This is a genomic window from Chryseobacterium sp., assembly GCF_008014695.1.
In the GTDB taxonomy this organism is placed as follows: domain Bacteria; phylum Bacteroidota; class Bacteroidia; order Flavobacteriales; family Weeksellaceae; genus Kaistella.
In genome coordinates this window covers 484,393-500,541 of record NZ_VOXE01000003.1, presented here as the reverse complement: position 1 = coordinate 500,541, position 16,149 = coordinate 484,393, and the positions used below count along the sequence as shown (strand labels likewise).

The following is a 16,149-nucleotide window of genomic DNA, read 5'->3' as shown; positions in this document are numbered from 1 at the left end:
TAAAATTGAGGATTTTCAGTTTTATATAAGTTAGGATACTTCTAAAGCTGCGGCCCTGCTGCAACCAATCTTCGACCTTCTTCTGTATCGCAGTACTGCTCGAAATTTTTCACATAACGTGCTCCTAGGTCTCGTGCTTTCGTTTCCCAGTCTGATGCATTTTCATAGGTATCTCTTGGATCCAGAATTCCTTCAGACACATTCGGTAATGCAGTCGGGATTTCGAGATTAAGTATTGGTACAATTGTTTTACTCGCTTTATCAATAGAACCGTCTAATATCGCATCAATAATCGCACGGGTATCTTTCAGGGAAATTCTTTTTCCGGTTCCGTTCCAGCCGGTATTTACCAAATAAGCATTTGCACCGTGCTCTTTCATCTTGCCGATCAGCGTTTTGGAATACATGGTTGGATGTAACGTTAAAAATGCTTCACCAAATGCCGGTGAAAATGATGGCTGAGGTTCGGTAATTCCTCTTTCAGTACCCGCCAATTTGGAAGTGTAGCCGCAAAGGAAATGATACTGTGCCTGATCTTCGTTCAAAACAGAAACCGGAGGCAAAACTCCGAAAGCATCTGCGGAAAGATAAACGATTTTCTTGGCGTGTCCTGCTTTTGAAGGCAGTACAATCTTGCTGATATGATAGATTGGATAGGAAACTCTTGTATTTTCGGTAATGGAATTATCTTTATAATCAGCCTCGCCATATTCATTTACGACAACATTTTCCAGCAAAGCGTCTCTTCTGATGGCTTTAAAAATATCCGGTTCTTTTTCTTCGGTAAGATCGATTACTTTCGCGTAGCAGCCGCCTTCATAGTTAAACACTCCGTTATGGTCCCAACCGTGTTCATCATCCCCAATAAGATATCTTTTCGGATCTGCTGAAAGTGTGGTTTTCCCGGTTCCGGAAAGTCCGAAAAACAAAGCAACATCGCCTTTTTCCCCGACATTCGCTGAACAGTGCATGGAAGCCATTCCTTTCAACGGAAGGTAATAGTTCATCATCGCGAACATTCCCTTTTTCATCTCTCCACCGTACCAGGTTCCGCCAATGATCTGCATTTTCTGGGTAAGGTTGAACATCACAAAATTTTCAGAATTCAGCCCCTGTTCCTTCCAGTCAGGATTTGTGGTTTTGGAGCCGTTTATAACGATGAAATCGGGATTTCCAAAATTTTCGAGTTCGTAGGTGGAAGGACGGATGAACATATTGGTTACAAAATGAGCCTGCCAAGCCACTTCCATTATAAATCTCACTTTAAGTCTTGTGTCAGGATTCGTACCGCAAAAGGCATCCACGACATATAATCTGTTTGAATGGGATAACTGATCAATCACCAACTGTTTGCAGCTTTCGAAAACTTCAGGAGTTGTCGGCAGATTTACAGCACCATCCCAATTGATGGTATCTTTACTCACATCATCTTTAACAATAAAACGGTCTTTTGGGGAACGCCCGGTGAAAATACCGGTTTTAACGGCAACAGCGCCCGATTCCGTTTGAGCACCTTTCTCAAAACCCTGGTTTTTTGGAGACATTTCTGCCTTATAAAGTTCTTCGTAGGAAGGATTGTAAACTACTTCCCGGTAACCGGTGATTCCTAAATCATGTAATTGTTGGATGATTTTGATGTGTTTCATAAATATACTTTTGGTTTGAGAATTTTGAGAAAAGCAAATTTACTCATCTTAAGAGTAAAGGAGGTGTTAAAACTAATGATATTCATCAGAATTCGCAAAAAATATTTAATATTGCAGTTCGCTGATTATCAAAGCACTAATTCAGACCACGCAAAAACCGAAGAAAAACCTTTATCCCGAAAATAGGCTTTGAAACCGGGAAATTTAGAAGTCAGTACAAAATCGCCGCCCCAGGCTCCGAGACTTTTTACAAAAACAGGTGCATCAGCAAAATATTTTTCCTTTACCGTCGGGATTCCGAGAAAATCTGAAAGTTTCTGCTCGTGAACTTCCATGAGTTCGGAAAATTTTTCGGGCGTTTCACATTTGATGATTTCCAGGGTAAGTGAAGAAAATTCTTCAACCAGTTCCTTTGACTTTTCTTTGGATTTATAAAGGTTGATTCCTTCGCGGCTGTTTTGTTTGCGGTTGAGATGAATAAACAGGAGTTCATTTCTGAATTCAGGCGAGAAATTAATCTTTTTCACTTTTCTTTCCGGTAAATTTTGGTAAAGCACAGCAGCTTTTTCCCTCGCTACGGCAATATCGTAACCGCTGCCACCCAAACTGAGTTCATTTAGACGGTAAGGGTCTACATTAGCCCATTCGGCGAGGTTGTTCATGAGCGTTGAACTGCTACCCAAGCCATAATCGGCAGGAAACTGCAGGTTGGTCTTCAAATGATAAGAAATTCCTTTCTGAAAAGTACTGCCGGAAAGTCTCTGGGCGTTTTGAAGCACTTTGAGAATGAATTCCCCGGGCTCCCGAAGATTGGAAGTGATGATTTCCCAATTCTGGTGACTGAGTTCAACTTTCAGCCAGAGTATACCCTGATGAAAAGCTTCCCAGCGAATCAGTGACTTCTCATCAGCAAATTCCTCAAAAAAAAACTCCTGCCCCAACTGTGTAGGCACAGCCAAAGCAAGAGCTCCGTCTAAAACGACATATTCTGAAGTGAGCAGCAACTTTCCGGGTGAAAATATTTTGCCCATATAAATTTAAATCGCTGAATGTACGTTTGCTTCAGCTTCAATTTTTTTAATCAAACCCTGAAGTGTTTTTCCGGGACCTACTTCAATAAACTGAGTCGCTCCGTCCTTAATCATATTTCTTACCATCTGTGTCCATTTTACAGGACCTGTCAGTTGTTTGATCAGATTCTGTTTGATTTCTTCAGGATCCGAAACTGCGGTAGTGGTGATATTCTGGTAAACCGGAATGGTTGCATTCCTGAATTTTGTACTTTCGATTGCGGCCGCAAGTTTTTCCTGCGCAGGCTGCATCAATGGTGAATGAAAAGCGCCGTTCACGGGCAACAGGAGCGCACGTTTTGCGCCGGCTTCCTTCATTTTCTCACACGCCTCCTGAACAGCAGCCGTTTCTCCGGAAATAACGAGCTGACCCGGACAGTTATAATTTGCAGGAACCACGATTCCGTTGATCTTTGCGCAGATTTCCTCCACTTTCTCATCGGCAAGACCCAAAATGGCCGCCATAGAACTCGGGTGTGCGTCGCAGGCTTCCTGCATCGCTTTTGCTCTGGCAAAAACAAGTTTCAGACCGTCGTCAAAAGACAGAACACCGTTCGCCACCAGTGCGGAAAATTCGCCTAATGAATGACCGGCTACCATTTCAGCGCCCAAACCGTTTACTGCTTTTAAAGCTGCAACGGAATGGATAAAAATAGCAGGCTGCGTAACTTCCGTTTTTTTTAAGTCCTCATCTGTTCCGCTGAACATAAGAGAAAGGATATCAAATCCTAAAATATCATTAGCGGAGTTCATCAGGTCTTTTACATCTTTACGGGAATCGTAGAGTTCTTTTCCCATACCGACGAACTGCGAACCCTGCCCAGGGAATACAAGTGCTTTCATCTAAATTCTTTAATCATTTTATAAGGCAAATATAGGTCAAAAAAACGGCAAATTATGTTAAAAATAATCTGCCGTTTTTGTCTTGAAAATTTTTTTTATTTTTACGGAACCAGTCGTACAACTCGATAGCCGGTGTTGATGTATGCTCCTGGTTTTGTTTTCACAAACTCGAATTTGGTAGCCAGTTGGGTCTGGACTTTATTCATCTGTTTAAAGATTTCGCCTTTTTTGTTTTCGCGGCTGAGCATATCGTTCATTACATCAAAACCGATAACAGCATATTTCGTTGGCGTTTTGCAGTATTTGCTTTTGTAAGCAGCTAAAATTTCCTGTTCAAAAGCACCTTCGGTATTGATTTTTCTATCCATCAGGTAAACGAGATTCGCCTCACTGAGTTCATCAAATTTCTTTTCAAAAACCGGCACATAAACTGAACTGAAGGCCTTCATTCCCGGTGTTTCTTTCGACAGTGCAATAATTCTGGAGGCAAAATTCTCTCCCACTGTATCATTGTCATTCACCAAAACCGCAATGACCGGCGCTGACTGGCCTGTCATCATATTTTGTTCCAACTGAATATCCGCCGGAGAAGTCACAATGATGATATTTGGGTTTCTAACCGCTTTTTCCAGAGTTGTTTTCAGATAATTCGCACCGGTTTTATTCGCATCGGCAACGATATAAATTTTCTGATTGGAATAAACGCTTTTTACCTCCTCAGAAATCCTGTCCAGATAAGCCTGTTCGTTGGTTTCAATAATAATTAAATTGCTGTGAGCATAAAGATCGGTTGAATTTGCAAAAGGAGCGACTACAGGAATTTTAGTGTTTCCTAAAAAATCCAAGACCTCTAAAATACTGGATTTGAAAAATGGCCCGATTATAAGATCGGTATTATCTTTATTGATTTGCGTAAGTGAATTTTTGAAACTGGCTTCATTACCTGCATCTACTACCTGAATGTCGAGCAGCTGACCTTTCATTGCATTTCTTTCGATCGCGAGTTTTGCACCGGTTAAGAAATCCAGAGCCATACTTCTGTAATTGGAATCGTTGGAATCGAAACCAAAAGGCAGCATCATAACAACCTTCAGCGCGTTGCTGTTTTTCTTCACGTATCCGGCATCCATTTTTTTGATCTTCAGCACCATTCCGGTCCGCAGACCGCCGGAAAGACCCGGATTTAGCGCAATAAGGTCATCAATTGTAATCCCAAACTTATTCACGATGGAAAAAACAGTGTCGCCATCTTCCACGGTATAGGTGACATAATCATCAGCCGAAGCCGTTACTGGAGCAGAAACTTTATCCGAAACTGTAGTTTCGATCACTTGTTTCGCTTGTGTGTTTGTTGCAGTAACCGGCAGGTTTTCACCATATTTTTTGATGTTGGCCAGAGGAAGAACGATCTCATTTCCAATCTGCATTCCGGCATCCAGGTTTGGATTTAAACGGCGAAGCTCACTTTCAGTAATGTGATACTGTTTCGTGATTCCGTAGATGGTCTGTTTCGGTTTTAAAATGATTGTTCCAGTTTCACCGCTGTTTGACGGAACCGCCGCCACTTTTGCACTGCCTTTAACGGTAAGAATTTCTCCGATGTCCAATATTCCGTCTTTAGCAGCCGGATTCATTTTCAGAAGTTCATCTACAGACATTCCGTATTTTTTTGCAATGCTGTATGGGTTATCGCCTTTAACCACAGTGTGTTTTTTCTGCGCAAATATGCTTATACACGCAAACAAAGCTGACAATATGAATACTCTTTTGATCATTTTTTTCCTTATAGTTTACAAAAATACTGCTTTCGGATTAACCGGCAATAATTATTAATTCCGGGCGTGTTACCTCCATCTCGTCTAAACAAGTTTTAAGCCAAGCTTCCCCGTATTCTGAATAAAAGACACTGAAGTTGAACACCCGCTCCTGCCAGTTTTTACCGGGGTGAATTTCAAGGAAAAGTTTTTCAAGGCGTTCCAAGAACTCCCGGTTCTTTATTTTTTCTGCCCGCAGAAGTCTTTTTTTCATTCTGCCGAAAGATTTCAGCTGCCGTGCCTCCTCCGCCTTTACCAGATTGCCGAAAGACTGATCCGTGAGTTCAGCTGCAGATCTGAGTTCCGCGAAATGTTGAATAAGGACATTTTCCTTTTCTTCCAGAATTTTTAAAATCTCGTGGTCTTTCATTAATTTCTCCCGGCTGATCTGTGCGAAACCGGAAAAGAATTCTTCGGTCTTCAGATCCATTTTTTCAGCTTTCTTCAGCGTTTTTTCTTTCAGGAAAAGAAAAGAACTGCGAGGCACCAATATCGGGAACGGCAATTTCAGAGAGGCAAAATAATCTTTAAGTTCCAGCCAATACATGATCTCTGCATTCCCACCGATGTAGGCCAGGTTTGGAAGGATGGTTTCCTGATAAACGGGGCGCATCAAGGCATTCGGACTGAATTTTTCCGGGAAACGGTTCAGGTCATTCAGAATTTCAGCTTCCGAAAATTTCAGATTTTTATCAATGATTTCATAATTTTCACCAGTCCTGTCAATCCGGTTGCGGGTATCTGTAAGGTAGAAAAGATTGATTTCTCTGGGGTTCACCTGAACTTTTCCATATCTTTCAGTCAGGAATTCGATAGTCTTCTCTGAGCTTTTCTTGAGTGACTGATTTAAAATTTCATCTTTGAAAATTTCCTGCATTTCTTTTTTCAGCAAATGGTCATCCCCATCGATCATGAGTAAACCATAACTTCCAAAAAGTCGCTGGACTAAAATTTTAGTCGCTTGCGAAAGAGTATTGCCGGGTTTATAGGCTTCCTTCATCAGTAAGATCAGTTCCGTCCCAAAGACCGAATCTTTAAATTCCGTTTCAAAATCATGGATAAAAGAAGGATGATGAACTTTTATTCTCCCCACGGCACCACCTGACGGTTCATGGATCTCATAGAAATTCTCTGCAGTCTTGAAATGACTGATCTCTTCAAAATCATGGTCTTCCGTAGCCATCCAGAAAACAGGTACAAAATGATAATCCGGAAAATTTTCCTTCAAATAAAGAGCCGTTTTAATGGTCTGTATAATTTTGTAGATAAAATAAGCAGGCCCTGTAAAAAGATTCAGCTGATGGCCTGTTGTAACCGTAAAAGTTGTGTTATCGGTTATTTTTTCCAGATTGTTTTGCTGGACTTCCGCCAAAGTAAGATCTTCAAGTTGCAATTTCAAAGCTTCCGCCAGAATGCTTCTTTGTTCAGCGGTAAAAAAATCGTTCTTTAATGCAATTTGGTTCTCGAAATGTTCCAGAGAAAAAGTATGCGCGCTGAAACCCGCGATCTGGCGATCGAGAAAATCTTTTATGAGTTGCGGAATACTTTCAATATCCTGAAAGTGTATTTTTTTGATTGCTTTCAATAGATTCTTTTTAACTGAATAAATACCATACAATCCCGATATTCAGGCGGAAATCGTAGAACGGATAGTGCGGCGCACTGTAGACTTTGTTGTTGGAAAAAAGTTCAGCCATATGCTGTCCTTCGATGAAGATAAACATTTTTTTAACTTTCATGTTAAAATAAACATCAACAACAGGCTGTCCGCCGATTGAAAACGAATCGGGATTCGGAAGAATAAATTCATTAAGCACCGGAAAATAATCCCGCGAAGCAAATTTCGTAAAATAATTCACTTTAATGCCCGTCTGTATTTCAGCAGCATTTTTAAAGGCTTTGGTCTGATAATAAAGATTTGCCCGGCCCACAAAATTCGGCATTGGGTAAAGTTCTTTATTGGTCAGTGCGTTCTGAAAAAGAACACGCGTATTTAAATGAAATTTCCGGTAATCGAAAGTGGCATTGCCGCCGATCTGGGAAATGTTGGTGGAAGTCTGGCTTTGGTTGGGCTGCCCCGTTGCATTCAGATAGGTGAAATTATCGATCCGGAAATAACTGGCAAAAAGCTGAGACTTAAACCAGTTCAGGTTAATATTGCCACCAATTTCCATGATGGTTTCGTTTTGGGGATCTTCCAGAAAATAATTAAATTTCTTATAAACCGAAGTGTTCATCAGATAGTTAAAACTCGGTGAAGCAGACTGGAAATTGACTTTTGCATCCACAAAATAATTTTTAACCGGTTCGAACCTCAGTTTATTTGCGCTTCTGATGTAATTTCCAAACTCTTTGCCACGGGAAATTTCGAGGAAAGAATTAAGATTGATTTTATCCCACAGAAAAATGCCTAGATTTCCGACGGCGCCAATACGGTTTTCCTTCAGCTCCCCAGGAACTGTAACAGCATTTACCGTCAATGGATTTTCGACCCCCAGTTTAATCATCTGGTGACGGAAACCAGCATCGAGTTTAAATTTTTCATTATCAAAAACAAGAGAAAAGGTGTTGCTTAAATTTTTCGAATATTTTTCTGAAACATAAGGATATCCTACGACTAAATCGGTATCACTGTCTACCCAATAGCTTTCCGGTGATGTTTGGTTATAGTAGTATTTGTTACCTTGATGAAAAATGGTATGCCGGATTTTAAATGGAAATTTCTCTGAATTGAAAGGCGTAAACTGCTGACTGAAATAATATCTGCGGTACGAAAACTGCGAATTGGAGTTCAGCAGATTAACTTCAACATTGTATTTATTATTAAAAGTATCATCTCCACTTAGATATAGAGCATCGTCTACAATACCGCCGTTCTCCTGATTGTTGACATTCTGATGAAGGTAATGCGCAAAGGCTTCGTATCTGGAGTTTTTACTGATAAAATGTCCCGAAAATAGGGTGTTGTTATTTGCGGAAAGCGCATTCCGGAAATTTCCCTGAGAGCGCAGTCCGAAATATTCAAGGGCAAAATTGAAGTTCTTCCCGATGTTCTGGGTATAGGTTGTATTGAGCGCCGCACCGTTTTTTACAGCGTTGTGATAGATAAAAGTCGTTGTAGGCGTTTTTACGTCGTAATATTTGATGTCAGTGATGCCTAAAATCCCAAAAGATTTATTCGTGGGCAAAAGCGAAAGATTCTGTTCGGGGTTTACTTCAAATACCAACGGATTAAAGCCGGAACCGATATTGGAAAAACGCTGCTTTCCAAAATTATCTTTGTTATTGTATTGGGAAAATATATAAGTCTTGTCGGGCGACAAAACAGTATCGAATACTTTCTTTTCTGAAAACTGTGTTTGGAATTTATAATCATCAATAGTGGGCTTAAAGATTTTCAGAGAATCTTTAATTCCAGAATCAATGACCAGAGAATCATCCTGCTTACTTTGAAGAATAACAGAATCTGTTTTATTTACTACCTGAGCTTTTGAAGCTACCGCAAAAGAGAGGAAGACAACAAGAAAGACATATTTCATGTTCGGATTTTGAATAGCAAAAGTACTAAAATTACGTCAATAAAAAACCCCGCTAAAGCGGGGTTTAATTAGGTCTGAATTTATTTTAAGAACTTTTTAAAGTCCGCTAAAAGATTCAATCTTGTTACCATAGCTACCAACACCTGGTACATAGTAATAAACATACAAAGTCATTTTACGGGTACAAGGGTTGAAAGAAGAAACCTGAGTAACATCGGTAGAAGGCTTTGCCCAAATATGAGCTGTAGCATTATAAGCATAGCCAGTATCCTGATCTGGAATTGTAACAACAAAAGTGCTAGGATTGTAGTTAAGAACCATATCAATACCGATATCCCAGAAATCTTTAACCAAAAGCTGATTAGGAGTTGTAGACTCTTCAATTTCATAGATTCCTCCAGGTGTGTTCCAGAATGATGTTGTGTTCGAGAAAGAACCCGTACCCAGGAAACTTGAAAGTGGACAAGTTAAAGAGATATTAAGAGTATACTTTTGATCAAAAATAGCATTTGGGAAAGAAGAAGACTGTAATTTGAAAGTTACTGTTTTAGGAGTTTGGGAAGCTGCTGCCTCTAAAGCTCTTAAAGTAAAAGTCCCACCAGTTTCACCCGGAGTAAGTTCATCAGTTGCATTATTAAGGATTTGAAAATCAACCCCTTCAACCGCTGTAGAATTCGCAGCGTCTACAACAAGTTTAACCTGTCCCGAAGTAGTTACCGGTTTTACAGTTCCGTAAGAAATAGGATAGTCAAGATGACCTGTCCCTGATACTACAAAAGCATTTCCATCTAAACCTTTATTGAAGTTCAGGAAGGCGTCGCCTTTATAGAAATCGGCCTCTCTATCAGCCTCAGAGCATGAAGATATGCTGAGTGTTAAAAACAACGATAATGTTGCTAAAATTAAATTTTTCATTTTAATTAAATTTTTTAAATTAATTGCCATATCCAGGATTCTGTTGGATATTTGGATTTGCGTTTGTTTCAGAAGTAGGGATTGGATACGTATATCTGTTAATATCCGTCAAGGTTGGGATCGGATTTAGCGGATAAATATCAACTCCCTGTCTTGTTATAAGTTTGCCATTTCTTTTTAAATCAAAAAGTCTTGAACCTTCCCAAGCAAATTCTCTCCATCTTTCTTCCAGGATTCTATCTACTGCATCTGTTTGACTTGAGAATCCAATGGAGGCACCCGCATTCCTTGCGGTTCTCACTGCCAGATAAGCATTATAAGATGCCACTAAATCCGGAGCAGCCTTTCTTGCATAGGCTTCAGCTTTCACAAGATACATATCTGCAACTCTAAATAGCTTAACATTGTTAATCCCATAATTTCCAGAAACCCCCGGGTACTTATTCACTATAAAAGTGTTAAAATTTAAAGTGTTACCAGAGAAGTATCTTGTTCTTCTGAAATCTCCTGCAGCAAATGTATTGTATAGGGTTACACTAGGGTTCCAATAAACCAGTCCTCCGGATGAAATAGCCGTAGTGGTAAACAATGCTCCGGGCGCTGCAGATGCTGAACCTGGGAAATTGGCCTGGTAAAAATAAAGCTCGTCTTTATTCGCGTCAGTCCAAGTTCCCTGTACAGTTCCTAAACTGTTTGCCAGATAACTGTTAATTGCCAATGCCTGATCTGCGTAAGTTATCGCCGCATCAAAATTATTCATTTCGAGAGCCACATAAGCTTGCATCGCTCTTATCGCCCCTTTAGTAAATCTAAATTTATTATTTGGGTTGGTATCTGGAAGCAATGGATAAGCCGCATCAGCATCAGCCATAATCGCAGCATATGTTTCCTGCATGGTAGGCCTGCTTGGTTGAGCGAAAATGTCGTCGGTAACAACATACGGAACTCCTAAAGCAGCAGGGCTATACTTGGGCGAAAAACTGCGTACCAATAAGAAATGATTAAAAGCCCGCAGGGCAAGAGCCTCACCTTTTAGCTGATTCTTTTTGGAAATATCATCATTCGTAATTGCTGGAATATTATCAAAATTCAATAGAAATTTGTTTGCATTCGAAATTGAACCGTAGGCTCCATACCATACACCTGCGAATTCTGCAGTTCCAGAAGTGAATGTCCACGAATGAACTTCCTTACCCTGACCATTATTCTTCGGACCATATTTCAATTCGTCCGTTAATAGGGCTTGGGCATAGATATTTGAATTGGTAGGTATTGCTGAATATCCACCCAAAACAACTCTTTCTGCGTTTTCCACTGTCTTAAAGACATTTTCTTCAATTACTGAATCTGGATCTAAATTGTCATTCATTAAATCACTACAGTTAGTGAGGAATAATGACGCAGATAAAAGTACTAATAATTTTATTTTGTTCATTTTTATTATATTAAAAGGTTAAAAATTAATCTTTGCACCAAACGTAATCGTTCTTGAAAAAGGATACTCATACTGTCCAATATTATTACTGTCGTCCGGATCAAGTCCTGTCCATTTAGTCCATGTATAAAGATTATTTCCAATTACGAATAAATCAATACTTGAAATAAAATCTCCTAAGACACTTTTAGGAATTTTATAGTTTAATCTTGCTTCCTGCAGTCTCAAGAATGATGCATCTTCAATATCTTTAGAGCTGAATTGTCTTGGAGACTTATAATACTGTATATCGGTAACCTGTCCAGGTGTAGTCCACATGTTGAGCATATCTGTTGAAAGATTATACTGTGCAAAATTCGGATTTTCTTTGAAATACGACTCATTGTTGAATCGATAGTACTTGTCTTTAAATCTGAAATTAGCACTTAAGGAGAAATTTTTATAAGCCACTTCAGTTCCAAAACCACCGATGATCTCCGGCTTAAATGATCCCCAGTTTGCAGTACTATTATCCTCAGTATAAAAATTAGTAACATTACCGTTTAAATCGTAATATAGTCCCTGACCATTGGAAGCATCTACACCTGCCCAACCTACCATGTAGTGGGAGCCTATTGGCAAACCAACTCTAACGATTGAGGTTCCTAATTCATACTCATTCACCTCGCCAAGAGAAGTAACCTTGTTTTTGTTCTGTGCAAAGTTTCCGAATAATGACCATCTTAAATTGTCATTCTTGATAACGTCAACATTTAACTGCACTTCATAACCCTTGTTTTCCATTGTTCCGGCATTGAAGTTATCAATAGAAGAAAAACCTGTAGTTCCTGAAAGTGTTTTACTTAAATACAATTCAGAAGTCTTTCTGCTGTAGTAATCTAAAGATCCGCTGATTCTGTTTCTTAAGAAACCGAAATCAAGACCAACACTTAACTCTTTACCCACTTCCCATTTAAAATTTGGATTTCCAGGATTACTTGGACTCAGTGTAGTCTCATTATTATATGATCCAGATGCATAATTTCTAGAAGTTCCGTACGGAGAAGATGTTTCCGGGTCTGTTGGATTCCCAACCTCACCGTAAGACACTCTAGGCTTCAAAATATTGATAAAGGTTAAAGGCTTCATGAACTCTTCTTTGTTCAACTGCCAAGCAAAACCTGCGCCCCAAAATGTACCCCATTTGAAATTGTCTCCAAAATCTGAAGCACTTTCTCTACGGATAGATGCATTGAAACTGTACTTGTCATCAAATGAATAATTTAATAATCCAACATATGCCAATCTGTGATATTTGGTATAACCTCCTGAGAGAGCTGGCAGCGTTAAATCAGATATTAAAATCGCGGAAGGACTGTTATCATAGAGATTATTCAAACCATAACCTGTGTAACCAAAGGATTTAATAAATTTCCCATAATATTCATATAGTCCAGTCAAACTTAAATCGTGACGATCTGCAAATGTATTTTGGTAAGTAACATTTGTATTACTCAAAATTGATGAAACCTGACTATTAGTTCTTCCTAATGCACCTCTATTTCCAGTAGTTACACCTGCTCCTAAGTTTGTATCAGGGTCTGTATAAGATTCTCCGTTAGAGTTTCTAAAGTCAATACCAACTGTCTGTTTTGCTGTTAAATTCTTAGCAATCTTGTAAGTTGCATTAACACCACTCACCAATCTAAACTGATTGGTTACGCTAACCCTTGTATTCAATTGTTCTAAGAAATTACCGCCCACACGGTTAGGACCTGTATTAAAGGATCCATCTGGAAGGTAAGGCGTATCACTAGGTGGCGCAAGGTATACAACGGCGGCAGGGTTATTAAGATTAATTGCTCCTTCAGAAGAAACATTATTTCTCATACTATACGTAAAACTGTTATTAAAGTTCAGTGAAAATTTTTCACTTACTTTAGCCCCAATGTTTACCGTAGCAGTAATTCTTTCCTGGTCTGAACCCCTGATGATTCCTTCCTGATTAAAGTAACCTAAATTGGTATAGTAAGTAAAATCTTCAGACCCTCCGGAAACCTCCAAATTATGCTGATTAAATACTCCATCCCGATAAACTAGATCAGCCCAATTGGTATTAATTAATGAAAGACGCTCTATTTCTGCATCTGTGTAAGGAACCGAAGGAAAAGTATATGGATTATTTTCGCCGATCGCTCTTCTGAATGTATTCCATTGTCTGGAATTCATCATCGATACTTTATCTTTCGCTCTTGATGTAACCCCTGTCTGTCCAGTATACGTTATCAATGCTTTACCTCTGTTTCTTCCTTTTTTAGTAGTGATCAAAATGATACCTCCACCACCTGATGCTCCGTACTGTGCTGCAGTACCATAATCTTTAACTACATCTAAAGACGCAAAGCTGTTAGGATCCAAAAGCTGAAAAGCGGAAGCCGAGATCGGAATACCATCAACGATATATAGTGGAGACACAGCACCATTAATGGTTTGGGTTCCTCTAATATCAACTCTTAAATTAGCAGATCCTGGAGCTCCAGAACCAAAGGAAATATCAACACCGGAAAGTTTACCAACTAAGGCTTGCTGTACGGTTGAACCAGGAGTGTTTTCAATATCTTCAGCTTTAACCGAAGTAATAGCACCCGAAACTCTTTCCTTTTTCACTTGGGTATACCCGGTATTTATCAGAACAACCTCCTCGATTTCAGCAACCTTTGTGGTGTCCGTAACTTGCTGTGCTGAAACAGCATGCCCAATGAAAAAAAGAACACCTGCACTTAATACTCGTAATTTTACATTCATATTAACAAATTTTAATATTTTAATTCGACAAATATGTTAATTTAAATTAACATATACAAGTTTTATTATTAGAAACTTACAGATCACGAAAAACCCCCTGTTTTAGAGGCTTTTAATGAATTTTAGGGAAACTTCGCGACCTTTTTTATCACGATAGACCAAAATATAATTACCTTTTACTAATCCTTTAATGTTAATTTTACCATCATGTATAATTTGTTTAAGGACAACTCGCCCGGAAACATCTAAAATGGAGATGTTTGCCTCAACAGAATTATTGTTTTTGATATAGATAAAATCTTGTGCAGGATTTGGATATAATTGCAACTGCTTGTCGCTGCTTTCTGTTTCATTTGCAGACAAAGTAGTTAAATTATTAGATGTAGCTATAAGAGTGAAATTCTGACTTCCTCCAACCAACGTTCCTTTGTGCGTTACAGTAATTGTATATAAACCAACGGGATTGTTAATATCAACCCGTTCGAAGGTATCTACATTATTTGTTGAATTATTAGATGCTGCATCATAAAAAGCAGCCATTCCCTGTAATTTCCACGGGTAATAAACAGTGGCTGAAGCATTAGTAACTTTAACATCCAAATCATTAACTAGATATTTTGTAGTAGGGTCAATATCTCCATTATTTTGTCCCGGGTAAGCCGGATCGGTCCATGATATTGAGACTTTTAGTGGCTCTGTACCTGTAGCTAATATTGTTTTGGTAAAAGTTCCACCGTTGTTTAAAGTTAATTCCTCTACAATACTTTTATTGGTAACCAAATTTTTGTCACGAATCACTTTAGCTGCATTTTCAGCATTAATAAGTCCCCATCCAAAAGAGTAATCAGGTCCGACAAAATCTCCTGCTTCGTCAGCTGTATGCAGAATGAGACCTTTTGTAGTTGCTGCTTTCATATAGTTTGAATACAGTTGATTGTAGTACTGCTGCAAAAGTAAAACAACTCCGGTAACACCAGGCGAGGCCATAGAAGTACCCGACATAAAACCTACAGCGGTATCTGAAGTGTCCAAGGTAGATCTCACCTGAACCCCTTTCATAGAAATTTCCGGCTTTATTCTCCCGTCATCCGTAGGCCCCCAACTGCTGAATGAAGACATTACCACACTGGCCGGGCCTGTATATGCAGAAACTTGCCCTATAGCTGCAACAGTAAGAACGTTTTTAGCATTAGCATGTCCGAAAATCAAGTCATAACCTGCTTTCGCGGCATTTTGGGTAGAACCCGGAGTATCCGTAGCTCCTCTATCGTTTCCGGCTGAAATAACCGGTAAATAAAAAGGATTATTATAGGTAATATTATCCATTTGTCTTGCTCTTGAATCGTATGCTCCATAAAACCAAATGCTTCCCAAAGAGCCAATACCATATGAATGGTTAGAAACAAGCAATCCTGTCGAAGCTTCCGTGAGCATTTCAGTTAAATCTCCAGTCCAGTCATAGGATTTAATTGATGAATTAAATGCAACACCGCGCACCAAAGGTACAATACCCTGTGCAGCAATAGTACCGGTAACATGTGTAGCATGCTCGGCCATTGCCGAACCATCTACGATATCTATTTTGGAGATATTGTTTACCATGAACTCCTGATGAGAATTTCTTGCGCTTCCACCATCCCATACTCCTGCGATCATATTTTGACCCTGAATATTTAATCCTAGGCTTCCTCCACTATAAAGACTGGTTGCACGTGCTGTAATAGCTGACCCGGCATTATCCGTTTTCGCATAAATTATTTCACCATTCGGAAGGACATCAATAATTTCTATGATTCCTCCCTTATCATCTACTACAACTTTATTTACAGTTGGGTTATTTTGAAGATAATTATTGAGACGTATTTTTCTCGCATAATCCTCCTCCTTAAGTTGCTGTGCTAAAACAGCATTTGATTCTTTATTTGAAAATGATGCAATTTTCGCTCTTTCTTCTTTAGTCTGAGAGAACATGAACATTGGCACCATCAGTAAAAGAACCGATAAAGATTTAATTTTCATTATTGAATTTATTATATTTATATTATTATTGTTTATGAATGGGTAAATATACAAAAAAAACTAAATTGCTTTAGTTTTTCTTGA

The 16,149-nt window shown here is 39.1% G+C and carries 10 protein-coding genes; all 10 read right to left on the bottom strand.

Annotated elements, in window-relative coordinates; all coding sequences use genetic code 11:
- Nucleotides 1-41 precede the first annotated feature (41 nt).
- On the bottom strand, nt 42-1,646 hold the full coding sequence (pckA, locus tag FUA25_RS10130) for a phosphoenolpyruvate carboxykinase (ATP) (RefSeq protein ID WP_147756793.1): 1,605 nt from the start codon (nt 1,644-1,646) through the stop codon (nt 42-44).
- 128 nt (nt 1,647-1,774) lie between these two features.
- The gene (locus FUA25_RS10125; protein ID WP_147756792.1) at nt 1,775-2,677 is read right to left on the bottom strand and encodes a GYDIA family GHMP kinase; all 903 of its coding nucleotides are present in this window, start codon (nt 2,675-2,677) and stop codon (nt 1,775-1,777) included.
- A 6-nt stretch (nt 2,678-2,683) separates the two neighbouring features.
- Nucleotides 2,684-3,559 carry an ACP S-malonyltransferase gene (gene fabD / locus FUA25_RS10120; protein WP_147756791.1) on the bottom strand — a complete coding sequence of 292 codons (876 nt, stop codon included), beginning with the start codon at nt 3,557-3,559 and terminating at the stop codon, nt 2,684-2,686.
- Nucleotides 3,560-3,660: 101 nt separating this feature from the next.
- Nucleotides 3,661-5,334, bottom strand: a complete 1,674-nt coding sequence (locus tag FUA25_RS10115) for a LysM peptidoglycan-binding domain-containing protein (RefSeq protein WP_147756790.1) — start codon at nt 5,332-5,334, stop codon at nt 3,661-3,663.
- Nucleotides 5,335-5,371: 37 nt separating this feature from the next.
- The gene (gene bshC, locus FUA25_RS10110; RefSeq protein ID WP_147756789.1) at nt 5,372-6,958 is read right to left on the bottom strand and encodes a bacillithiol biosynthesis cysteine-adding enzyme BshC; all 1,587 of its coding nucleotides are present in this window, start codon (nt 6,956-6,958) and stop codon (nt 5,372-5,374) included.
- Between the two features lie 10 nt (nt 6,959-6,968).
- The gene (locus FUA25_RS10105; RefSeq protein ID WP_147756788.1) at nt 6,969-8,912 is read right to left on the bottom strand and encodes a putative porin; all 1,944 of its coding nucleotides are present in this window, start codon (nt 8,910-8,912) and stop codon (nt 6,969-6,971) included.
- A gap of 96 nt (nt 8,913-9,008) precedes the next feature.
- Nucleotides 9,009-9,857: a hypothetical protein gene (locus FUA25_RS10100; protein WP_147756787.1), complete on the bottom strand. Its 849-nt coding sequence runs from the start codon at nt 9,855-9,857 to the stop codon at nt 9,009-9,011.
- Entirely contained in the window at nt 9,847-11,262 is a 1,416-nt protein-coding gene (locus tag FUA25_RS10095) for a RagB/SusD family nutrient uptake outer membrane protein (protein ID WP_147756786.1), read from the bottom strand. The genes FUA25_RS10100 and FUA25_RS10095 overlap by 11 nt, the downstream gene beginning before the upstream one ends.
- Before the next feature lie 18 nt (nt 11,263-11,280).
- Nucleotides 11,281-14,046, bottom strand: a complete 2,766-nt coding sequence (locus FUA25_RS10090; RefSeq protein WP_147756785.1) for a SusC/RagA family TonB-linked outer membrane protein — start codon at nt 14,044-14,046, stop codon at nt 11,281-11,283.
- 102 nt (nt 14,047-14,148) lie between these two features.
- On the bottom strand, nt 14,149-16,065 hold the full coding sequence (locus FUA25_RS10085) for a S8 family serine peptidase (protein WP_147756784.1): 1,917 nt from the start codon (nt 16,063-16,065) through the stop codon (nt 14,149-14,151).
- Between the last annotated feature and the right edge of the window lie 84 nt (nt 16,066-16,149).

Bases quoted from the DNA above. Each gene is read 5' to 3' on its own strand.
- fabD (WP_147756791.1), bottom strand. From the start codon at position 3,559: ATGAAAGCACTTGTATTCCCTGGGCAGGGTTCGCAGTTCGTCGGTATG.
- FUA25_RS10105 (WP_147756788.1), bottom strand. From the start codon at position 8,912: ATGAAATATGTCTTTCTTGTTGTCTTCCTCTCTTTTGCGGTAGCTTCA.
- FUA25_RS10100 (WP_147756787.1), bottom strand. From the start codon at position 9,857: ATGGCAATTAATTTAAAAAATTTAATTAAAATGAAAAATTTAATTTTA.
- FUA25_RS10125 (WP_147756792.1), bottom strand. From the start codon at position 2,677: ATGGGCAAAATATTTTCACCCGGAAAGTTGCTGCTCACTTCAGAATAT.
- FUA25_RS10090 (WP_147756785.1), bottom strand. From the start codon at position 14,046: ATGAATGTAAAATTACGAGTATTAAGTGCAGGTGTTCTTTTTTTCATT.
- FUA25_RS10115 (WP_147756790.1), bottom strand. From the start codon at position 5,334: ATGATCAAAAGAGTATTCATATTGTCAGCTTTGTTTGCGTGTATAAGC.
- pckA (WP_147756793.1), bottom strand. From the start codon at position 1,646: ATGAAACACATCAAAATCATCCAACAATTACATGATTTAGGAATCACC.
- FUA25_RS10095 (WP_147756786.1), bottom strand. From the start codon at position 11,262: ATGAACAAAATAAAATTATTAGTACTTTTATCTGCGTCATTATTCCTC.
- FUA25_RS10085 (WP_147756784.1), bottom strand. From the start codon at position 16,065: ATGAAAATTAAATCTTTATCGGTTCTTTTACTGATGGTGCCAATGTTC.